This window comes from Alloalcanivorax xenomutans, from assembly GCF_900217905.1.
Taxonomy (GTDB): Bacteria; Pseudomonadota; Gammaproteobacteria; order Pseudomonadales; family Alcanivoracaceae; genus Alloalcanivorax; species Alloalcanivorax xenomutans.
Genome location: NZ_OBMO01000008.1, coordinates 118,744 through 138,381, shown reverse-complemented (window position 1 = coordinate 138,381; position 19,638 = coordinate 118,744). Strand labels below are relative to the sequence as shown.

21 protein-coding genes are annotated in these 19,638 nt (G+C 61.7%); 10 read left to right on the top strand and 11 right to left on the bottom strand.

Annotated features, from left to right (window positions below; translation table 11 throughout):
* Window positions 1-7 precede the first annotated feature (7 nt).
* The 3 genes from CRO06_RS08100 to CRO06_RS08090 all read left to right on the top strand — a co-directional run bounded on the left by CRO06_RS08100 (window position 8) and on the right by CRO06_RS08090 (window position 2,196).
* Window positions 8-328 carry a YbaB/EbfC family nucleoid-associated protein gene (locus CRO06_RS08100; protein WP_026949535.1) on the top strand — a complete coding sequence of 107 codons (321 nt, stop codon included), beginning with the start codon at window positions 8-10 and terminating at the stop codon, window positions 326-328.
* Between the two features lie 12 nt (window positions 329-340).
* Window positions 341-958: a recombination mediator RecR gene (gene recR / locus CRO06_RS08095; protein ID WP_097058178.1), complete on the top strand. Its 618-nt coding sequence runs from the start codon at window positions 341-343 to the stop codon at window positions 956-958.
* An 83-nt stretch (window positions 959-1,041) separates the two neighbouring features.
* Window positions 1,042-2,196: an iron-containing alcohol dehydrogenase gene (locus CRO06_RS08090; RefSeq protein ID WP_022997096.1), complete on the top strand. Its 1,155-nt coding sequence runs from the start codon at window positions 1,042-1,044 to the stop codon at window positions 2,194-2,196.
* A 28-nt stretch (window positions 2,197-2,224) separates the two neighbouring features.
* Here CRO06_RS08090 and CRO06_RS08085 read toward each other — a convergent pair whose 3' ends face one another.
* Entirely contained in the window at window positions 2,225-2,419 is a 195-nt protein-coding gene (locus tag CRO06_RS08085) for a hypothetical protein (protein WP_097058177.1), read from the bottom strand.
* Between the two features lie 95 nt (window positions 2,420-2,514).
* On the opposite strand from CRO06_RS08085, the gene CRO06_RS08080 reads away from it, so the two are divergent.
* Window positions 2,515-3,657: an acyl-CoA dehydrogenase family protein gene (locus CRO06_RS08080; protein WP_026949197.1), complete on the top strand. Its 1,143-nt coding sequence runs from the start codon at window positions 2,515-2,517 to the stop codon at window positions 3,655-3,657.
* Window positions 3,658-3,720: 63 nt separating this feature from the next.
* On the opposite strand, the gene CRO06_RS08075 is transcribed toward CRO06_RS08080, so the two are convergent.
* Together CRO06_RS08075 and CRO06_RS08070 are read right to left on the bottom strand one after the other, a co-directional pair.
* Window positions 3,721-4,716, bottom strand: a complete 996-nt coding sequence (locus CRO06_RS08075; RefSeq protein WP_026949196.1) for a putative solute-binding protein — start codon at window positions 4,714-4,716, stop codon at window positions 3,721-3,723.
* 259 nt (window positions 4,717-4,975) lie between these two features.
* Window positions 4,976-5,956 carry a lipase family alpha/beta hydrolase gene (locus CRO06_RS08070; protein ID WP_280522542.1) on the bottom strand — a complete coding sequence of 327 codons (981 nt, stop codon included), beginning with the start codon at window positions 5,954-5,956 and terminating at the stop codon, window positions 4,976-4,978.
* Window positions 5,957-6,240: 284 nt separating this feature from the next.
* Here CRO06_RS08070 and CRO06_RS08065 point away from each other — a divergent pair, with 284 nt between their 5' ends.
* Window positions 6,241-7,245, top strand: a complete 1,005-nt coding sequence (locus tag CRO06_RS08065) for a lipase secretion chaperone (RefSeq protein ID WP_097058176.1) — start codon at window positions 6,241-6,243, stop codon at window positions 7,243-7,245.
* Window positions 7,246-7,279: 34 nt separating this feature from the next.
* On the opposite strand, the gene gpmA is transcribed toward CRO06_RS08065, so the two are convergent.
* Window positions 7,280-8,026, bottom strand: coding sequence for a 2,3-diphosphoglycerate-dependent phosphoglycerate mutase (gpmA, locus tag CRO06_RS08060; protein ID WP_097058175.1), 747 nt, complete (start codon window positions 8,024-8,026; stop codon window positions 7,280-7,282).
* A 138-nt stretch (window positions 8,027-8,164) separates the two neighbouring features.
* Between gpmA and rnd the strand changes: the two genes are divergently transcribed.
* The 5 genes from rnd to CRO06_RS08035 all read left to right on the top strand — a co-directional run bounded on the left by rnd (window position 8,165) and on the right by CRO06_RS08035 (window position 10,907).
* Window positions 8,165-9,229 (top strand): ribonuclease D, encoded by a 1,065-nt coding sequence (gene rnd, locus CRO06_RS08055; RefSeq protein ID WP_022996418.1) that lies wholly within the window; start codon window positions 8,165-8,167, stop codon window positions 9,227-9,229.
* Complete coding sequence (locus CRO06_RS08050) at window positions 9,226-9,534, top strand: YcgL domain-containing protein (protein ID WP_097058174.1); 309 nt, start codon at window positions 9,226-9,228, stop codon at window positions 9,532-9,534. Before rnd ends, CRO06_RS08050 begins: the two co-directional genes overlap by 4 nt.
* A complete protein-coding gene (locus tag CRO06_RS08045; RefSeq protein ID WP_218839882.1) occupies window positions 9,531-9,989 on the top strand; it encodes a YcgN family cysteine cluster protein in 459 nt (152 codons plus the stop codon). Before CRO06_RS08050 ends, CRO06_RS08045 begins: the two co-directional genes overlap by 4 nt.
* Window positions 9,990-10,087: 98 nt before the next feature.
* Window positions 10,088-10,450 carry a hypothetical protein gene (locus CRO06_RS08040; RefSeq protein ID WP_231504719.1) on the top strand — a complete coding sequence of 121 codons (363 nt, stop codon included), beginning with the start codon at window positions 10,088-10,090 and terminating at the stop codon, window positions 10,448-10,450.
* Window positions 10,437-10,907, top strand: a complete 471-nt coding sequence (locus tag CRO06_RS08035) for an HIT family protein (protein ID WP_022996422.1) — start codon at window positions 10,437-10,439, stop codon at window positions 10,905-10,907. Before CRO06_RS08040 ends, CRO06_RS08035 begins: the two co-directional genes overlap by 14 nt.
* Before the next feature lie 26 nt (window positions 10,908-10,933).
* On the opposite strand, the gene CRO06_RS08030 is transcribed toward CRO06_RS08035, so the two are convergent.
* The 7 genes from CRO06_RS08030 to CRO06_RS08005 form a co-directional block, all read right to left on the bottom strand.
* Window positions 10,934-11,677 carry a class I SAM-dependent methyltransferase gene (locus CRO06_RS08030; RefSeq protein WP_055099253.1) on the bottom strand — a complete coding sequence of 248 codons (744 nt, stop codon included), beginning with the start codon at window positions 11,675-11,677 and terminating at the stop codon, window positions 10,934-10,936.
* Entirely contained in the window at window positions 11,670-12,014 is a 345-nt protein-coding gene (locus tag CRO06_RS08025) for a PilZ domain-containing protein (RefSeq protein ID WP_022996424.1), read from the bottom strand. Before CRO06_RS08025 ends, CRO06_RS08030 begins: the two co-directional genes overlap by 8 nt.
* Window positions 12,015-12,019: 5 nt before the next feature.
* Window positions 12,020-12,178: a hypothetical protein gene (locus CRO06_RS20045; RefSeq protein ID WP_014995326.1), complete on the bottom strand. Its 159-nt coding sequence runs from the start codon at window positions 12,176-12,178 to the stop codon at window positions 12,020-12,022.
* 85 nt (window positions 12,179-12,263) lie between these two features.
* Complete coding sequence (locus CRO06_RS08020; RefSeq protein ID WP_097058173.1) at window positions 12,264-14,636, bottom strand: TRAP transporter large permease subunit; 2,373 nt, start codon at window positions 14,634-14,636, stop codon at window positions 12,264-12,266.
* A gap of 135 nt (window positions 14,637-14,771) precedes the next feature.
* Window positions 14,772-17,117: a TRAP transporter large permease subunit gene (locus tag CRO06_RS08015; protein ID WP_097058172.1), complete on the bottom strand. Its 2,346-nt coding sequence runs from the start codon at window positions 17,115-17,117 to the stop codon at window positions 14,772-14,774.
* A gap of 164 nt (window positions 17,118-17,281) precedes the next feature.
* Window positions 17,282-18,295, bottom strand: a complete 1,014-nt coding sequence (locus tag CRO06_RS08010) for a putative solute-binding protein (RefSeq protein WP_026949186.1) — start codon at window positions 18,293-18,295, stop codon at window positions 17,282-17,284.
* Window positions 18,296-18,367: 72 nt separating this feature from the next.
* Window positions 18,368-19,393: a hypothetical protein gene (locus CRO06_RS08005; protein WP_097058171.1), complete on the bottom strand. Its 1,026-nt coding sequence runs from the start codon at window positions 19,391-19,393 to the stop codon at window positions 18,368-18,370.
* Window positions 19,394-19,638 lie beyond the last annotated feature (245 nt).

Genomic DNA, 19,638 nt, shown 5'->3' with positions numbered 1-19,638 from the left:
CAAGACGATGGATTTTGACATGAACGACCTTCTCAAGCAGGCCCAGGCCATGCAGGAGAAGATGAAAAAAATGCAGGAAGACGCCGCCAACGCCGAAGTCACCGGCGAGGCCGGAGCCGGTCTGGTCAAGGTGGTGATGAATGGCCGCCATGACGTCAAGAAAGTGGAGCTCGACAGCAGCCTGATGAACGAGGACAAGGAATTCCTTGAGGATCTGTTGGCCGCCGCCGTCAACGATGCGGTGCGCCGGGTTGAGCGCAGCCAGCAGGACGCCATGAAGAACATGGCCGGTGGCGGTCTTGGTGGTTTCCCATTCCCGGGCATGTAACGGATTGATGTTATGAAGCATCCGCCCCTGGTGGAAACCCTGATTGAAGCCTTCACCTGTCTGCCCGGCGTGGGGCCCCGATCCGCACAGCGCATGACCTACGCGCTGCTGGAACGTGGCCGCGAGCAGGGGCGTGAGCTGGCCGGTGCATTGCAGGCGGCAATGGATGGCGTCAGCCATTGCGAGCGTTGCCGCAACTATGCTGAGCGGACCAATGCCGAGCAGAATCTGTGCGCGATTTGTCTGGATCCGCGCCGGGATCCGTCGCTGATCTGTATCGTGTCCTCGCCGGCCAATGTGCTGGCGGTGGAGCAGTCCGGCGAATTCCGCGGTCATTACTTCGTGCTGATGGGCGAGCTGTCACCACTGGACGGTGTCGGGCCCCGGGAACTGGGCCTGGATATGCTGGAGCAGCGCCTGCGTGACGGTGAGATCCGCGAGTTGATTCTGGCCACCGGCACCACCGTGGAAGGTGAAGCGACCGCTCACTATATCCTTGATCTGGCCCGGGAAGCCGGCGTCAGTGTCACTCGTATCGCTCAGGGGGTTCCCATGGGCGGCGACCTGGAGTTCGTCGACGGCGCCACCCTGGCCCAGGCCCTGCGTGCCCGCCGCCCGTTCGCGGACTGAACTCCGGCGATCCTTATTGCACCCCCTCGATCACCATGTAACAGTCTCCTTGGCTCGGCTACACACAGAACAAGGAGAACAGCATGGCCTCGATCATATTGCCCCGTGTGCTGGAGGTGGGCGCCGGCGCCATGGCGCGCCTGCCGGCGGTACTGCAAGGGTTCGGTTGCCGTAATCCACTGATCGTCACCGATCGGATGATGGTGCAACTGGGTTATCTGGAGCGCCTGCGGGGGCTGCTGGCGGAGGCGGGCATGGGCGGCGATGTGTTCGCCGATACTTTGCCGGAGCCCACCGCCGCCTCCCTGGAAGGCGGGTTGGCGATGGTGCGCGATGGTGATTATGACGCCGTGGTGGCTCTGGGCGGCGGCAGCCCCATCGACAGCGCCAAGGCCATCGCCGTACTGGGCAGGCATGGCGGCGTAATCAATGATTACCGCTTTCCGCGTCAGGTGGATGAAGCCGGCTTGCCGGTAATCGCCATTCCCACTACCGCCGGCACGGGCTCGGAAGCCACCCGTTTCACCATCATTACCGATGAACGCACCGACGAAAAACTGCTCTGCGTCGGCGCCGCCTTCATGCCGGTGGCGGCGCTGGTGGACTACGAATTGACCGTGTCGGTGCCCCCGCGTACCACCGCGGACACCGGCATTGACGCCATGACCCACGCTATCGAAGCCTACGTCAGCCGCAAGGCCAACGGTTACAGCGACAGCCAGGCCCTGGCGGCGCTGCGGTTGATCGGCCCTCATTTGCGCCGTGCCTATCACGATGGCGAGGACCGCGCGGCCCGCGAGGCGATGATGCTTGGCGCCACTCTGGCCGGAGTGGCTTTCTGCAACAGCTCGGTGGCGCTGGTGCACGGCATGAGCCGTCCCATTGGCGCTTTCTTCCACGTGCCTCACGGCTTGTCCAACGCCATGTTGCTGCCGGCGGTGACGGAATATTCGTTGCCGGCGGCCTCGGCCCGTTACGCGGATTGCGCCCGCGCGCTGGGGTTCGCCGGGCTGGATGATGACGATGCCCGCGCCAACGCCAAGCTGCTGGATACCCTGGTGGCGATCAACGATGAATTACAAGTGCCGACGCCGGCGGGCTTCGGCATCGACCGCGACCGCTTTTTCGAGGTGCGCCACACCATGGCGGAACAGGCCCTGGCCTCCGGTTCGCCAGGGAATAATCCGCGGGTGCCGGAAGCCGAGGAGATCGTGCGGCTTTATGAGGCGCTTTGGTGACCCGGGCTCTGCATCCGTGCGCATCGAATCAACCCTGAACCACGAAGCCGCTGTGGGAGCTTGCCTGCAAGCGAATCTTTTCGCCGGAAGCCGAATTCGCCAACAGGCTGGCTCCCACAGCGGCTTCGTAGCCAGCTTCCACAGCAAAGCAATCTGTGAGAGCCAGCCTGCTGGCGAATCCCGGCCTTCCGTCGTTGACGAATTCGACCTTCAGATTGCGCATTCCGGTCTTTGTCCGGCCAGGCGGGTTTTGCTACCTTGTGAACCAAGCAAGCGCTAGGTATGGCTGAGGCCAAGGCGACAATCACAGGAGGTTCCGTGTCCGCACTCGATTATTTCAATGACACCCACCGGATGGTTCGGGAAACCGTCAAGGCCTTCGTCGAGCGGGAGATCCGCCCGCACGTGGATGAGTGGGAGGAGGCGGGGACTTTTCCCCGTGAGCTGTACGTCAAGGCCGCTCAGGCGGGGCTATTGGGGATTGGCGCGCCGGAGCGTTGGGGTGGCACCGGCGAGGATGTGTTCATGAAGGTGGCGGCCTGTGAGGAGATGGTGCGCTGCACCTCCGGGGGCGTCGGCGCCAGCCTGGGCTCCCTGGACATCGGTTTGCCGCCAGTGTGGAAGTGGGGCAGTGAAGCGCTTCAGGAACGGGTGGTGCCGGCGGTGCTGGCGGGGGAGAAAATCTCCGCGCTGGCGATTACTGAGCCTGGCGGCGGTTCCGATGTGGCGAACCTGCGCACCCGGGCGGTCAAGGACGGTGATCATTACCTGGTGAACGGCTCGAAAACCTTCATTACCAGCGGTGTGCGCGCGGACTATTACACCGTGGCGGTGCGTACCGGGGATGCGGGGTTCGGCGGTATCAGTCTGTTGCTGGTGGAGAAGGGCACCCCCGGTTTCACCGTGGGCAGACAGTTGAAGAAGATGGGCTGGTGGGCGTCGGACACCGCCGAGCTGTTCTTCGAGGATTGCCGGGTGCCGGTGGAGAATCTGATTGGCCCGGAGAACGGCGGTTTTTACTGCATCATGAGCAACTTTCAGATGGAGCGTCTGATCCTGGCTGTCACCGCCAATATGACCGCCCAGGTGGCGTTCGAGGAAGCGCTGGCCTATGCCCGCGAACGTCAGGCGTTCGGGCGACCGCTGGCCGGTTTCCAGGTGACCCGTCATAAGTTGGCGGAAATGGCCACGGCGGTGAAAGCGAGCACTGAATTTACCTATCGGGTGGCGGCGCGCATCGCCGCCGGCGAGGATTGCGTGCTGGATGTCTCCATGGCCAAGAACCAGGCCACCCAGTGCGCGGACCGGGTAACCTGGGATGCGGTGCAGATCTTCGGTGGCAGCGGTTTCATGCGCGGCACCGTGGTGGAACGGCTGTTTCGCGACAACCGTATCCTCTCCATCGGCGGTGGTACCTACGAGATCATGAACGAAATTATCGCCAAGCGGTTGGGGTTGTAGGGAGTGTCGGTTATACGCCAATCGCGGCTCACGAGCCGCGATTGGATCGTCCGCCTACGACGTTCAGGTGCATTCCGCCCGTGACGGGTTGAGCTTGCAGCGAATCCGTTTTTGCAGGTTGAGCATGTCGGCATTGTAGAATCCCTGTTGCTGCAACTGAGCGCGGGCTTCCTGCATCATGACTTCGTATTCCTGCTTGTCGGCGTCGGGAATCTGTACCCACCACTTCTTGTTGACCGCCTCGGCCTCACGGTCCAGTTGCTCGATCACCCGATCCAGAGTGTTGTAGAAGTACTCGCGGGATTTCTGCGCCATCTCTTCCGGGAAACGGGCCTTGTTGCCGATCAACTGAATCGAAAGCTGCATCAACGGATAGTCGATGATGCCGCCGTCCGGGCTCAGGCCTTTGTAAAGCTCCAGTATTTCGTAGGCGATCAGGGGGGCGGCAATCACGTCGACCACGCCGTTATTGAATTTGGTGGAGAAATTGGTGATGTCCGAGGACACCGGCGTGGCGCCCACCTGAGCCACCATGATGGCCTGGGTTTCATCGAACTCCAACACGGCCACTTTCTTGCCCGCGGCCTTGGCCAGCGAATTGATTTCCCGATCGTTGACGAAGATATAGGCGGCGCCCGCCGGTGCCACGCCGAGCACTTCATAATCACCGCTGGTCATGGGTTTGGCGCTGCGCGGATCGGACAGAACCTGCAGCAGCACTTTCATATGATCCATGGTCGGCAAGCTGCCGATGGAATCGATGGTGCCACTGTATTGATTGAACTGGCGGCCTCGCAGGCCGGTGATCAGGGAAGCGTCGCAGACGCCGGCCTTGAGATCCTCGGCGGCGATGGCTTCATTGGTGTAAGCCACCAGTTTGGCTTTCAGCCCCCATTGCAGCGCGGCGGTTTGCCAGTCCTTCATGGCGGTCATCACCGGACCGACGTTACCGGCCAGATCGAACACGCAGATACGCCTCTCGATCGGATCGGCGGCCTGGGCCAAGGAGGTGGTCAGGGTGGCGCACAACGCCAACACAACGCGAAGACTTCTTATCATGGTTATTGTCCTGCTTTTAATTAAAGTTGGATCATCCCTAAGAGACAGATCATGGCGGTGGCGGGCATCACCGCTCAATACCGGAGCGACAGCCGGCGACGGCGCCCCGGTCTTCAAAATGACGGACGCTTCGGCAGGTGCGTAGACCGTGTTATTGAGGGCGTCCTTGGGAAGACGGCCACGCCGGCGGGGTTACCTCCGGCGTGGCCGTTGCGACTCTGAACCGCTGACTCGGAACTGCCGGTTCAGAACTGCCGGTTCAGAACTGATAGTTCCTGAGCCGGTTGGCATGCTGGCGATAAAGGGTGACCGGGTCGGTACTGAACAGATCGCGCAGCCCGAGAACCTGGTTCACCTCATCCAGATGGTTCATGCGATAGTCGTCGCGGATCACCATGCCCAGGTGGCTGGAGCAACTGCTCACCAGCCCATCGTTTTTCTCGCCGAGAAAAACAATGGAAGTGGCGCCGAGCAGGGCGTCGGAAGGGTCGAGGAAATTGGTCAGCGGTTTGGCCCCGCTCCAGGAGAAGTAAGAGACACCATTGCTGCCTATCCTGGGACCTTCGCCGCAATACTCGCTGGGCATGCCTTCCGGATACCGCTGATTGAAGGCGATGGTCTCCTCGGTGGTGAGCGCCTTCAAGGCCGCCAGGATGTCCTGTTCATTGCCGCCGCCGGAGAACAGATCGATCAGCCCGGCAAGGGCATTGCCGAGAAAGCCGATCAGGTCACCGCTGAAAGGCACGTCGTCCACCACGCCCTGCAGCACGTCCGCCAGCCGGGCGCCCCAGTTGACGCCGCCAACACCGGTGGCGGAGGCGACCATGTCCGGGTAGACCGAGGCCACGTAACGGATGGTGGGGCTGCCGTGGCTGTGACCGATCAGGTTGACCTTCTCGGCGCCGCTGATGGCGAGAATATCCTCCACCTGTCGTGCCAGTTGCTCGCCGCGCACCTCGGTGTCCTGGGCGGCGGCGACCTGGGCCACGTAGACTTCGGCGCCGCTTCGTCGCAGTTCCTCGGGGATGCGATACCAATAGTCCACGCCGGCGGCGGTGTCGAAGCCGAACAGGCCGTGCACCAGTACGATGGGGTAACGGGTTTCAGTGTAGTCGTCGGCATGGGCGGCGCCGGCCAACCACGCGAGCAGCAGGATGCCGAGCAGAGCCCTCAGCGGTTTTTTTCCTGAGAAAGCGCTCAGAGGAGCTGCTCTCAAAAGAGTCTTTATTGACGTTTTCATAAGCTTCCCTGTTTATCTGTTGTTTTCGGAATCTTTTGTCGAGCCCGTGGCGGATGGACCACAACATCAATCGCGCCGCGCTCTTTCTTGCCAATGACCGATTCCATCGGCCACCCTTTACCAAAGGAACCCGATGGGTTCCGGACTGTTCGCCAACAGCCTGCTATGATCCTAACCAGAGCGGAACAGGTGTTCACTAATAAAAATGTCGTAATCCGACGAGCGGCACTTGCTGTCAGAGCGGCGGTGTGCGGGTCGGTAACGGTTGTCGTCGAGGACTGAACGTGAGCAAAGGACGCGTATACACAATCCTGATCGTGCTGCTGGCGCTGGCGGGCCTGGGCATGTGGGGATGGTCTGGCGAAGGCGATGGCTCCACGCCCGTGGCGGCGGCGCGCCAGGACCCGCTGCCTGCATCGGTGACATCGGTATTGCACGATTACGCCGTGCGTGGCCGGGAACTGGCCGACTCGCCGCCGCCGTCCTGGCGCGGCACCCGGCCGGATGGGGCTCTGGCCGAGGACGAGAATGGCAACCTGATCATCAACGAAGCGTTGCGGCGCCGCTTCGACTATGTGTTGTCGGCCTTGGGCGAAGAGGACCTGGAGACACTCAAGGCGCGCCTGGCGGCGGATTTCGAGGCGCGGCTGTCGCCGTCGGCGGCGGCCCGGGCCTGGGCGCTGCTGCAACAGTATCTGGGCTATCGCGAGGCGCTGGCGGAACTGACACCGCCGGGACAGGATCCGGCCGCGCTGCGCCAGAGTCTTGAACAACGTCAGGCATTGCGGGACCGCTTTTTCGACGCCGCCACCGCCGAGGCGTTTTTCGGCTTCGAGGACCGTTACGCGGACTTCGCCTTGCAGCGGCGCCGCATTCTTGAGGACGAGGACCTGGACGAAGCCACCAGGAGTGAGCGTCTGGATGCGTTGGAAGCCACCCTGCCGCCGGATTTGCGTGAGCAGGTGCGTGCCTCGCGGGAACCGATGCGAGTGCGTGAGGAAGTGCGGGCGTTGCGGGAGCAGGGGGCATCTCAGCGGCGGATCGACCAGTTGCGTGAGCAGCGGCTGGGCCGGGAGGCGGCGGACCGGCTGGCGGAGCTGGACCAGCGCCGGGCACTTTGGCAGGCCCGTTATCAGGATTACCGCGAGCAGCGCCGCGCCATTCTGGAAAGCGGTCTGGCGCCGAGCGACCAGCAGGCGGAAATAGAACGGTTACGGGAGCGTCTGTTCGAAGCGGGGGAACGGCGCCGGGTGGAAGTGCTGGACCGGAATCCGGCACCGGATTCCTGAATTCCCCGGCGGCGGGCGCCACCGGGGGAGGCCGTCAGGCTTTGCCTTGATTGGCCACCGCTTCGGCCGCGGCCGCGGCGGCTTCGGCGTCGCCCAGGTAGTAGTTTTTGATCGGCTTCAGATCGTCGTCGAGCTCATACACCATGGGAATACCGGTGGGGATATTGAGCTTGACGATTTCTTCATCGGAAATATTGCCCAGGTGTTTGACCAGGGCGCGCAGGCTGTTGCCGTGGGCGCAGATCAGCACTTGCTTGCCGGCACGGATATCCGGTTCGATCACGCTCTGGAAGTAGGGGACGAAGCGGGCCACGGTGTCCTTGAGGCTCTCGGACAGCGGAATCTCGGCGTCGCTGAGATCGCGATAAACACGGAAACGGCCCGCGTAGCGTTCGTCATCGCGGTCCATCGGCGGCGGCGGCGTATCGTAGCTGCGGCGCCAAACCAGTACTTGTTCGTCACCGTATTTGGCGGCGGTTTCCGCCTTGTTCAGGCCCTGCAGGGCACCGTAGTGGCGCTCGTTGAGGCGGTAGTCACGCACCACCGGGATCCACATCTGATCCATGGTGTCGAGGATTGTCCACAGGGTGCGGATGGCGCGCTTGAGCACGGAAGTGTAGGCGATATCGAACTCGAAGCCCGCTTCTTGCAGCAGATCGCCGGCGGTTTTCGCTTCCGCCCGGCCTTGCTCGGTGAGATCCACGTCCTTCCAGCCGGTGAAACGGTTTTCCTTGTTCCAGACGCTCTGTCCGTGGCGGACCAGTACCAGTTTCGTGCTCATGGTTGATTCCTGTGCGGTTTTCAAGGCGCGCCAAGGTTAGCAGAAAGCGGATTGCGGGCACACCTCCAGACGCCTCCGCATGGAGCCGGCGGGGCCTTGCCCGTATAATGCGCCCCATTCGGACGAGCCGGGAGCGGCATGAGCTATATATGGTGTGACAAAGACGAGCAGATCCAGGACTGGGCGCCGCCGGCGGGGCCGCTGTACCTGGATACCGAGTTCATGCGGGATCGGACCTACTGGCCACGGCTGGCTCTGGTGCAGGCGCACGATGGCGACGCCATCCGTCTCATCGACACCACCGGGGTGAGCGCGCCAGTGTTGGGCGCGGTGCTGACGGATCGGTGTCTGGTGATGCATTCCTGTTCCGAGGATCTGGAAGCCTTGCAGTACTTCACCGGCGAATGCCCGGAGCACATCGAGGATACCCAGATCGCCGCCGCCCTGGTCGGCGAGGATATGCAAATGAGCTACCAGCGGCTGGTGGAACAGCAACTGGGGGTCGCTCTGCCCAAGGGCGCCACCCGTACCGATTGGCTCAGGCGGCCGCTCAGCGCCGAACAATTGAGCTACGCCGAGGACGACGTGAAGTACCTGCCCGAAGTGACCGGCCGTTTGCGCGAACGTCTCCGCGCCCTGGGCCGGGAAGCCTGGTGGCGGGAAGAATGCGATCGTCTGGTGGCGGACGTGCGCCGGCGCGGGCAGGGCGGTGAGCCGTGGCATGCGGTCAAAGGCGCCGGGGTGTTGCAGGGCGAGGAACTGGCCGCCCTGGCGGCGCTGGCGCGCTGGCGTGAAGAGACCGCGCGGCAGCGCGATCTGCCGCGCAGTTTCGTGCTCAAGGACCCGGTGATGCTGGAATTGAGCCAGCGCCGCCGCCTGGACCGGAGCACGCTGCAATCGCTGGGATTGCACCCCAAGCTGATTCAGCGCGACGGCGAGCGGATCATCGCCTGCCTGGAGCAGGGCCGCCGGGAAACGCCGCCGCGGCCGCTGCCGGAACCGCTGGCCCGGTCGCAGCGGGATCAGGTCAAGCAATTGCGCGACCGGGTGACCGCTGTGGCCAATGATCTGGGATTACAGCCGGAGGTGCTGGTGCGGCGCCGCTGGCTGGAAGCGCTGGTGCGTGATCCGGAGTCCTTGCCCGAGCCGTTGCGCGGCTGGCGCCGGGAGCCGGTCGCCGAGCCGTTGTTGGAGATGCTATGACGCTGCAAGGCAAGTTGTTCTGTTCTATCTACCGGAGCAGCCGCCGGTCCGAGATGTACCTGTTCGTGGCCCGGGCCACTGGTCTGGACGCGGTGCCGAAGGTGTTGCTTGAGCAATGCGGCAAGCTGGTGCACGTCAGCGATATGATCCTGGACCCCAAGCGGCCGTTGGCGCGGGCGGATGTGAGCAAGGTCATGGATGAAGTACGCGATAAAGGGTTTTATCTGCAGATGCCGCCGCCGCCGGACGAGGATCTGTTTCTGGCCGCCGGCCACCCCGACAATCCGCGCGGAAAGCCGTCGTGACGCTGACGGACCCGCCTTTGCGCGACCGGTTCTGGACGCTGCCCCTGGGGCAGCTCAATAGCCGGGAATGGGAAGCGCTGTGCGACGGTTGCGGGCGCTGCTGTCTGGTCAAGCTGGAGGACGAGGACAGTGGCGAGGTGGTGTTCACGGACCTCAGTTGCCGCTATCTCGATATCCGCCGTTGCCGTTGTCAGGTGTACGCACAGCGACGGCGCAAAGTGCCGGGTTGCCTTCAGGTAACCGAGGAGATGGCCCGGTCCGACTGGCTGCCGGCCAGTTGCGCCTATCGACTGCGAGCCGAAGACAAACCGCTGCCTGAGTGGCACCCGTTGCTGTCCGGAGATCCAGGCTCGGTACGTGCCGCGGGAATCAGTGTTGCCGGCCATGTGGTTCCGGAAAACCGGGTTGCGGAGCGGGACTGGGAAGACCATGTCATCCATTGGGTGGAAAACTGATGCGGACGGACCCGATAGAGAGGCGAGCTCGGGACGTATAGAATGGCTCTAAGAGCCTGTGTAGGCTTGAGAGCGTGAATGGGCTCCAGGGAGTAACTGTGACAACGAATGCCTATATGATGGGATGGCTGGCTTACGTTTTGGGAAGTCTGGGAGTGCTGGTGGTACTGTGGTATCTGACCCGCCCCCTGATGTCCTGGTTGAAAACCCTGCTGCGGGGGCTGGCGACCGCCGTACTGCTGACTCCGTGGCCAGTGGCGGCGAATCAGGAAGAATGGGCGCCGGCCTGGGTGGTCAGTCTGTTCGACGGCCTGTTCGCCGGTAACGACAGCGGTCCCTGGCGGGCGGTGGCGCCGTTGGTGGCGGTGCTGCTGGTGGCGTTTATCGTTGCCTTGCTGGAGTCCTGGCGCCAGCGCCGCAAAGCGGTGGCAGGGGCCGATGAGGATTATGACGACGACTGACTGCATTTTCTGCCGGATTCTGAACGGGGATGCCCCCGCCAGCGTGGTGTACCGGGATGAGCGGGCCGTGGTGTTGCTGGACCTGTTCCCGGTCCGCGAAGCCCATTGCCTGGTGATTCCGGTGGCGCACCATGCGCTACTGGAAGAGCTGGAGCCGGATCTGGCGGCCCACCTTTTTGAACTGGCGCGGCGCACCATCCGTGCGCAGAAGCGGGCGGGGCTGGATGTCAAAGCTCATAACGTGGTGGTCAATGATGGCCGCGAAGCCAATCAACACGTACCCCATGTCCACCTCCACGTGATCCCCCGCCGTGGCGGCGATACCCTGGCCACGGCCCTCACCTGGGGGACCCGCATGATGAATGTGTTCGGCCTGTCGAAACGGCGCCATCGTCTGGATCGCCTTGCCGGTCTGCTGGCCGAGCATTTCCCAGGTACTGAAAGCTCCAGGTACTGAACCGGGTCGGAACATAGCGCTCCGCTTCAATACTCCCTGGGCCGGCGACAGGCGCGGACTCTCAACGGCCAGCGTACCTTGCGCGTCTTTTCCCCCCATGCTTGTTCCAGTTGCGGCAGGAAATCCCGCAGCGGATCCTTGCCGAAGCTGCGCGCTTTCGCCAAAGCTGACCAGGTGTCCAGATAGGCGGCCAGATCGCGCCAGTGCCAGTGACGTTCGATGCCCAGGCTTTCCGGCGCCTTGTGTTCCGGCCATGGCAGGGTGACGTTGCGATAGCCGCTGACCACGCTCCAGCGCGCCGCCGGCCACCAGGGCGCCAGCACCCGGTCGTGGAAATCGTCGATCAGGTCCGGCAACCCCTCCACCTGACACAAGCCATAGCTGATGATGGCCAGCAGTGCATCCTCGCGCAGCACCCGTTCCGCTTCCTTGAAGAACATCGGCAATGGAAACCAGTGCAGTGCCTGGGCCACGGTGATCAGATCGAAGCTGCCATCGGCGAAGGGCAGGGCGTCGGCGCGGGCGGCCAGATAGTGGCTGGCGCTGGCTGGAGCGCCCCGCAGTTGAGCGAGGCTGAGGTCGGCGCCGATGACGTGCTGGAAATGACCTTCCAGGGAGCGGCATGCCTGCCCCGTGCCGCAGCCCAGGTCCAGCGCCCATTGGTGCTCGAAACATTGATCGCCGAGCCAGCGGAATAAATTTTCCGGGTAGTCCGGCCGGTACAGATGGTATTGCCCGCCCCGTTGAAACAGCGACGGACGGTCAGACATCGGGATCGTCGAACCGGGCCGCCCAGAGGGCACCGTCGGTTCGCTCCAGATCAAGGGCTATGCCCGCGGACCAGCGCTGAGCTCCCTCGGCGCACCAGGCGATGGTGCCGAACAGATGCAGGGCCTCACCCTGGTTGGGTAGCTGCAGCCACAGTTCCACGTCGGTATCGGGCCGGATCGAATAGGGCAGTTCCACACCCAGACCGGCGCGGGATATATCCCGGCATGTCAGCGTGAGATCGTCGTCCTCCGTTGGTGGATCCTGGCGCAGACGCATGTTCAGGCCGCTCGGAGCGCGGTGGCGCGAATGACGACGTTGTTCCTTTACGTGCTTCATCGGCTTCACCCATAGATGAGACGGTCCACCAGGGCGGCGGCACCGGCGATGCACAGGGTTACGGCGACCAGAAAGAGCAACAAGAATAAGGCGGGACGAACGCTTTTTGGCAACGGCTCCGTGGGACGGCGCCGGTACTGTTCTTCGCGGGTCTTGTCATTCATAAGCCGGACCTGCTTTTTTCGTATCAGGGGGCCCGATTATCCGCTATCGGCGCGATGAAGCAAGGCCGATAGCGGAAGCGAGTGGTCACATGGCGATCTGGATTTTCTGGAACAGCCACTGATGCAGGCCTTCCGACAATAACGGCAGATAGCTCACCAGCAGCAGTGCGGTGAACATTACCGCGATCGGCAGCAGATACTTCTCGTAGCGGCGAAAGAAGGAGCCGTGCTGAAGTTTGGCGCTCTCCACTTCATCATCGCCCACCACCTGGCGGGTGAGCAGATGGTTCACCGCCACTGGCGGAGTCAGATAGCCCAACTCGAACGCCACCAGGGTGATCATCCAGAAATGCAGCGGGTCGATGCCGTTGTTGAAAGCGACCTGGGCGACAGTGGCATTGACCAGCACCACGGCGCCGAAGGGCTCCATGATCATGCCGAGAATCACCATGGTCACCACCAGAATACTGGTGGCGATCCAGATCGAGGAAAAGGACTCCGGCAGCATTTCCACCAGCCCCGAGCGTTCGATCAGCCCGCCTGTGCCTACTGACAGGGCCATCAGCATCAGCATGGCGCCGATGTGGGTGGTGGTGTCATTGGTGGCGAAACGCAGGGAACCTTCCAGTTTTTCGGAGACCCCTTCCTCGGGGGCGTAGTGAGGATCCGTGGCCTCGCTCTTGGCCATGCGTGGCGCGATCAGATAGTGCACCAGCAGAAAACCGGCCAGGAACAGGTTGCGCGAAAGCAGGCCCCACAGGTGGTTTTGCAGCGTGATATGAGTCCAGCCGGTGGGGAGCTCGCCGCTTTGAAGAGCCTGGTAACCCTGCCAGAGATCGTTGAATGACAGCGCTATCATGGGCACCAGGAACAGCGCGAACAGATGCAGCAGGTGGTGGCTGAGTTTTTCGTAGAACAGCACGGCCAGCAACATCACGGGCAGGATAATGGGGGCGGAGAACTCATCCAGTTGACGGTCCAGCACGTCGCTGAACAGTACCAGCACGGCGCCAACGACAATGGCGTAAGGCAGCAGAGGCACCAGACGTTTGAGACTGGCCGGCACGGCTTCCGAGAATGGGGCGATGCGGGCCGGCGAAGTGCGCGCGAACTGACTGTAAATGAAGAACAGCAGCAAGCTGAGCATGAATACCTTGAGGCCGGAGCTGAACAATTCGGTGGTGGTGACGTTCTTGTTCAGCGCGGCGATGATCACCACCAACAAGCAGGGGCGTAACACCACGCCCATGGAACCGGACATGGCGGTGGTGGCCAGGGCCAGCTGTTTACGGGCGCCGGCCCGTATCATCTCGTTGTAGACGGTGGCCCCGGCGGCGATCACGAAGATACCGGACGCGCCGGTGTAGGCGGTGGGCACGGCGGTCACCGCCAGTACCACGAAGGCCATGAGCTCCGGTGACATGCGCCAGGGCCGCAGCACGTCGAACACCAGATGGGTCAGCCGGGTCTGTCTCAGCATCATGCCGATCCAGATGTACAGCGCCAGATTGAGGAACATGGTGGACATTTCCATCATGATGCCCAGATACACAGCGATACCGTGATAGTAGCCCTGGCTGATGAATTGGGAGGATGCCGACAGACACATGAAAGTGTAAAGCGGAATGGTCAATAGGGCCTTACCCCAGGAGCCGCCGGATTCCAGCCCCTTGGGAAAGCGGATCAACTGATACAGCGACGCCGCGGTCAGCACGGCGAAGCCGGCGATCCAGAACTGGTGCAGATAGAAGTGGCCAACCCGCACGCCGGATTCCATGGCCGCCGCTTCCTCGACGCGATAGACGGTGGCCGAAAGCAGCAGCAGGGCATTGGCGGCCAATTGCGCGCTGGTGGAGACAATATGGTCCTTTACCGTTCGCTGCGGACGCAGGGCGATATGGTGGCGGCCCAGCGTGGTGCGGGTGGCGCAGATCATCAACAGCAGACAAAGCAACAACCGCTTGTAATCGCCCAGTGAGGACACCACCCAGGCCACGCCGCCTTCCACATTGCGAAACATCACCACCGAAGGGGTGACCCTTTCCTGAATGGTTTGGTAGCGGTCCCATTTTCCCCGGCAATTCTCCCGTGACCGCTGCAGTGACTGGCGGATGGCATCTTCGTTGACGCTGGGCGTGCCCAGCACGCCGGCAAGTGGATCGTCGGCGGCTTCAGCCTGTCGTCGTTGCAGGGTTTCCCGGGTCAGCCGGCTGATATCCGGATCGGGATTACAGGTCGGTTCCTCCATGAGACCGGCGCCACGCAGCAGAAAGTAACTTTCCCAGGTGTTTTCCCCGATCTTGAGCAGCTGTGAATGGATAATCTCTCCGGATGAGAGGAACAGTGCCAGCAGCAATACCAGCAGAGTGGGTAATGAAGAAAACCACTCCGCCGGCGACCGCCGAAGCCAGTGCCCGCTGCCCCTCTTCATGCTTTCCCCCATGGCACTTTCTTCCATTGCCATTTCTCCTTCTTATTGGTCTGAATTGTTGTTATTGGTGTTGCCTTGTGTCTATTGCCTCTTGGCGTTTAACACAAAAGGGGCCCGCGAGAGCCCCTTCCTGTGGTTACGGTGTTGATACACACCGGGTGATTACATGGCCACCTGTATTTTGTGGAACAGCCACTGGTGCAGCCCCTCGGACATCAGCGGCAGATAGCTCACCGCCAGCAGCGCCGTGAGCATGACCGCGATGGGCAGCAGGAACTTCTCATAGCGGCGGAAGAACGTGCCGCTGTGAAGTTTGGCGCTTTCCACCTCGTCGTCACCCACCACCTGCCGGGTCAGCAAGTGGTTAAGGGCCACCGGCGGGGTCAGATAACCCAATTCGAATGCCACCAGTGTGATCATCCAGAAATGCAATGGATCGATACCGTTGTTGAACGCCACCTGGGCGATGGTGGCGTTCACCAGAATCACCGCGCCATAGGGGTCCATGATCATACCGATGACCACCATGGTCACTACCAGAATGGTCATCGCGATCCAGATCGAGGAGAACGCCTCGGGCAGCATTTCCATCAGACCGGAGCGTTCGATGATGCCGCCGGTGCTCACCGACAGTGCCATCAACATCAAAAGCGCGCCGATGTGAGTGGTGGTCTCGTTGGTGGAGAAGCGCAGAGAGCCTTCCAGCTTTTCAGAGACGCCTTCCTCGGGAGCATAGTGAGGATCGGTATCGCCATTGCCTTTCATGCGGGGCGCCACCAGATAGTGAACGACGATGAAGCCGCCGAGAATCACGTTGCGCCAGAACAGTCCCCAAAGATGGTTCTGCAGTGTCACGATGGTCCAGCCGGTGGGGATCTCTCCGCTCTGCAAGGCCTGATAGCCGTTCCAGGTGTCCATGAAGGAGATCACCAGCATGGGGATCAGTGCCAACGCGAACAGGTGCAGGAAATGACGGCTGAGTTTTTCGTAGAACAGCACGGCCAGCAGCATTACCGGCAGAATGATCGGGGCGGAGAACTCATCCAGGTGACGGTTCAGAACGTCGCTGAAGAACACCAGCACGGTGCCGACCACGATGCCGTAGGGCAGCAGCGGTATCAGCCGCTTCAGACTGTGTGGCAGAGCCTCGGAGAACGGCGCGATGCGGGCCGGTGATGTGCGTGCGAACTGGCTGTATATGAAGAACAGCACCAGGCTGAGAATGAAGATCTTGATGCCGGAATTGAACAGTTCGGCGGTGGTCACGCTCTTGTTCAGCGCGGCGATGATCACCACCAGCAGACAGGGGCGCAGTACCACACCCATGGAGCCGGACATGGCGGTGGCGGCCAGAGCCAGCTGTTTGCGCGCGCCGGCGCGGATCAGTTCATTGTAGATGGTGGCACCGGCGGCGATCACGAAGATACCGGAAGCACCGGTGTAAGCGGTGGGGATGGCCGCAACGGCCAGCACCACGAAAGCCATCAGTTCCGGTGACATTTTCCATGGCCGCAATACATCGAACACCAGATGGGCCAGCTTGGTTTGCTTCAGCATCATGCCGATCCAGATGTACAGCGCCAGGTTCAGGAACAGCGTGGACATTTCCATCATCATGCCCAGGTACACGGCGATACCGTGGTAATAGCCCTGGCTGAGGAACTGCGCCGAAGCGGTCAAAGCCATGAAACTGTACAGCGGAATGGTGAGCAGGGCCTTGCCCCAGGAGCCGCCGGATTCCAGATCCTTGGGACGGCTCATCAACTGGTATAGGGAGGCGGCGGTGAGAATGGCGAAGCCGGCGATCCAGAACTGGTGCAGATAGAAGTGGCCGACGCGCACGCCGGAATCCATGGCGGCGACTTCCTCCATGCGATAAACGAAAGCGGAGGAAAGCAGCAGCGCGTTGGCGATCAATTGCGCCGTGGTGGAAACAAGATAATCCTTCACCGTTCGTTGCGGCCGCAGGGCGATATGGTGCCGGCCCAGCGTGGCGGTGGCGGCGCAGATCAAGACCAGAAGACACAACAGCAGACGTTTGTAGTCGCCGAGAGTGGAGACGATTTTCGCCACGCCGCCCTCGACGGTACGGAAGGCGATGACACCGGGTGTGACCCTTTCCTCTATGGTCTGGAAACGCTCCCAGCGGGTCCGGCAGTTTTCCCTGGAGCGTTCCAGAGACTGGCGGATGGCGTCCTCGTTGACTTCGGAAGTGCCGAGCACGTCCGCCAGCGGATCATCGGCGGCTTCCTGTTGGCGCTTGCGTACCGTTTCCCGGGTGAGCTGATCGATGTTCGGGTCCGGGTTGCAGGTTGGCTCCTGCACCATGCCGGCGCCACGCAGCAGGAAATAACTCTCCCAGGTGTTCTCACCTATCTTCAATAATTGGGAGTGAATAATTTCACCGGAAGAAAGAAAAATCGTCAGCAGAAGGATGATCAGGGTCGGCAGGGAGGATACCCATTCCTTGATGGAACGGTTCGCCACGGTAAAGGTTGGTTTATCCATTTTTCACCCGGTTTTTGTTATGCCAGCAATGAGATCGCCGCGTATGAAAACGACCTTTTCGAGCGAGCATATACTTCACCCCTTCGCGCCGGTATGGCCGAAGCGCCGGAAGTGGTGGAGGGAATGGAGAACGGGGCCGGAGGCCGGCCCCGCGGTTTCAGGTGTTACTCTTGAGGGTTGGCGCATTCCGCGCGGGAAGGGTCGTACTTGCAACGTACCTTCAACAGAAGGTTGGTCAGGTCCTTGCTGTAAATACCGTCCTGGGTCATCTCGATACGAGCCTCACGCAGCATTTCGTCGTAGCCACGCTTGTCTTCCTCGGGAAGCTCGATCCACCACTTCTTGTCCACCTCGTTTTCCGCGTTGTTGATGATGGTCATGGCGCGGTCAAACTGGCCGAACATGAACTTGCGGGACTGCTTGACGAAATCCTCGGAGAAGCGATCCTTGCGCAGCACGATCTGGGTGGTGAGCTGGCCCAGCGTATAGCGGATGATGCCACCGTCGGGTTGCAGCCCCTTGTACAGTTCGAGCGCGGAATAGGCCACTACCGGAGCAAAGCAGATATCCACGGAGTTATTGTTGAAGCGGCCGGCGAAATTGGTGATGTCCGACAGTACCGGCGACATGCCCACCTTGGCGGCCATTTGCGCCTGGGCCGGGTCGTATTCCATCACCGAGATGGATTTGCCGGACAGGGCGTTGACGTTGTTGATGGCCTTATCCTTGACGAACAGATAAGCCGCGCCCATGGGCATCAGGCCGCCAATGGTGTAGGGGCCGGAGGTCAGTTTTTCATTGATGGACGGGGTATCGCTGGACAGCACCTGGATCACGGTGCGCAGATGCTCGTAATCGGGAATCGCGCCAATTGCTTCCATGCTGCCGGAGTAGTGGTTGAACTGGCGTACCCGCAAACCGGTCAGCACCGCGCCGTCGCACTGCCCGGCCTTGAGGGCCTCGGCGGTGATCTTCTCGTCGGTGTAGGGCTTGAGGTCGATGTCGGCACCCCAGCCGGCGGCGGCGGTACGGTAGTCCTTCATCACGTTGTAGACGTCGCCACTGGCACCGATGATGTCAAAGACACACAAGGTCCGTTTCTCGGCGGCATGGGCGCCGGCCGCGGCCAGGCCCAGTACGGTCGCCATCACGGCGGTTAACGCTTTCTTGTAGCGCATGAGATCGTCTCTCCTGGTTTTTTTGATTATCGGGAGGAGAGCCTGCCAGCGGGGGAAGGCCCTCCGGTCCCGTTACAGCAGATCGTCGATGTCAACTTTGGAGCCGGAAGAGGGCTGGTCATCCCAGAAGGTGCCCAGACCGTTCACCGGAGTCCGCTTGCCCGTGGCTTCGGTCCACATGCGATCGGACAGGCCCTGTATCAGGACGCTGGCGATGGCGTCGATCATGGCGTAGTCCGGGTCCAGGTTTTCGTCGTTGGCGGCGAAATCGCGAATCGCTTTGCGCAGACGATCATTGTCGCCCTTGCTGTAAGCGCTCAGCGCCAGGAACGCGCTGCCCAGACGCACACCTTTCTCGAAGCCCATCTCGGCCGACTGTTCCAGCTTCGGCCAGGGTTGAGCGCCTTCCGGAGCCAGCTGCGGCAGCAGGTTCCAGATCGTGGCGCGCAGGCCTTCCGGAGCGCCCCACCAGTTCTCGTTGCTCAGGCAGGAGGCGTTGCGGGCGACTTTGCCAACGATATCCCGCGGCACACCGACCACGCCGTCGGCGGCACCGTCGGCCACCAGTGCCTGAGCGCCGGCAATGTTACCCACCAGCCACACCAGTTGATCCAGCTTGCGATTCAGTTTGGGGCACTCGCCTTCGTCCAACTTGCCGTATTCCACTTCCAGGCGCTGGTAGGCGGTGAGCAGGCGCTCGGCGGCCAGGGCGGACCAGCGTTTTTGCTCGATGCGGGCATCCTGGGCTTCGGCGACCCGGCCTTCCTTCATGGCACGCAGGTAGCGCAGTTCGGATTCCAGGGAAAGCTGTTCGGCGCACACCGCCGAGGTCACGAAGGTCATCACGCCCAGGCGGCCGGGATGGGAACCCACGGTTTCGAAGGACATCAGGAGAGGAGTCTGGGCTTCACCCATGATGCAGCCCATGCGGACATCGTCGTAGGCCAGCATATAAGGCAGTAATTCCGCCTGGCCGAAGCTGACCAGAATATCCCCGGTGGTTTTATAGATCATGCCACAGCCCTGCAGTGCGAGCAGGGCGCCGCCGGCGATCAGTACACGCGCGGGTCGCAGCATTTTGGTTATTAGAGAACGCATTCCTTTTAGCTCCTTTTTATTGTTCTCGACGTGGAAAATTTGACGGTACACAACGCACGCCCGTTGACACAAGCGCCAATTACAAAAATGCATGTAAGCCATTACATATGGACGCCAGCAAGGGGATCATGGATTTGCACGGGACCAGGGGAAATGACCGTACGTCGGCGCTCTCCTGTCGGAACAGCCAATGAAGTTTACTTAAACGCTGGGCCTCCCGGGATCTTGGTAATAAAATCAGACGG

Bases quoted from the DNA above. Each gene is read 5' to 3' on its own strand.
- CRO06_RS08100 (WP_026949535.1), top strand. From the start codon at position 8: ATGGATTTTGACATGAACGACCTTCTCAAGCAGGCCCAGGCCATGCAG.
- recR (WP_097058178.1), top strand. From the start codon at position 341: ATGAAGCATCCGCCCCTGGTGGAAACCCTGATTGAAGCCTTCACCTGT.
- CRO06_RS08090 (WP_022997096.1), top strand. From the start codon at position 1,042: ATGGCCTCGATCATATTGCCCCGTGTGCTGGAGGTGGGCGCCGGCGCC.
- CRO06_RS08085 (WP_097058177.1), bottom strand. From the start codon at position 2,419: ATGCGCAATCTGAAGGTCGAATTCGTCAACGACGGAAGGCCGGGATTC.
- CRO06_RS08075 (WP_026949196.1), bottom strand. From the start codon at position 4,716: ATGATAAGAAGTCTTCGCGTTGTGTTGGCGTTGTGCGCCACCCTGACC.
- CRO06_RS08070 (WP_280522542.1), bottom strand. From the start codon at position 5,956: ATGAAAACGTCAATAAAGACTCTTTTGAGAGCAGCTCCTCTGAGCGCT.
- gpmA (WP_097058175.1), bottom strand. From the start codon at position 8,026: ATGAGCACGAAACTGGTACTGGTCCGCCACGGACAGAGCGTCTGGAAC.
- rnd (WP_022996418.1), top strand. From the start codon at position 8,165: ATGAGCTATATATGGTGTGACAAAGACGAGCAGATCCAGGACTGGGCG.
- CRO06_RS08050 (WP_097058174.1), top strand. From the start codon at position 9,226: ATGACGCTGCAAGGCAAGTTGTTCTGTTCTATCTACCGGAGCAGCCGC.
- CRO06_RS08035 (WP_022996422.1), top strand. From the start codon at position 10,437: ATGACGACGACTGACTGCATTTTCTGCCGGATTCTGAACGGGGATGCC.
- CRO06_RS08030 (WP_055099253.1), bottom strand. From the start codon at position 11,677: ATGTCTGACCGTCCGTCGCTGTTTCAACGGGGCGGGCAATACCATCTG.
- CRO06_RS08025 (WP_022996424.1), bottom strand. From the start codon at position 12,014: ATGAAGCACGTAAAGGAACAACGTCGTCATTCGCGCCACCGCGCTCCG.
- CRO06_RS20045 (WP_014995326.1), bottom strand. From the start codon at position 12,178: ATGAATGACAAGACCCGCGAAGAACAGTACCGGCGCCGTCCCACGGAG.
- CRO06_RS08020 (WP_097058173.1), bottom strand. From the start codon at position 14,636: ATGGAAGAAAGTGCCATGGGGGAAAGCATGAAGAGGGGCAGCGGGCAC.
- CRO06_RS08015 (WP_097058172.1), bottom strand. From the start codon at position 17,117: ATGGATAAACCAACCTTTACCGTGGCGAACCGTTCCATCAAGGAATGG.
- CRO06_RS08010 (WP_026949186.1), bottom strand. From the start codon at position 18,295: ATGCGCTACAAGAAAGCGTTAACCGCCGTGATGGCGACCGTACTGGGC.
- CRO06_RS08005 (WP_097058171.1), bottom strand. From the start codon at position 19,393: ATGCGTTCTCTAATAACCAAAATGCTGCGACCCGCGCGTGTACTGATC.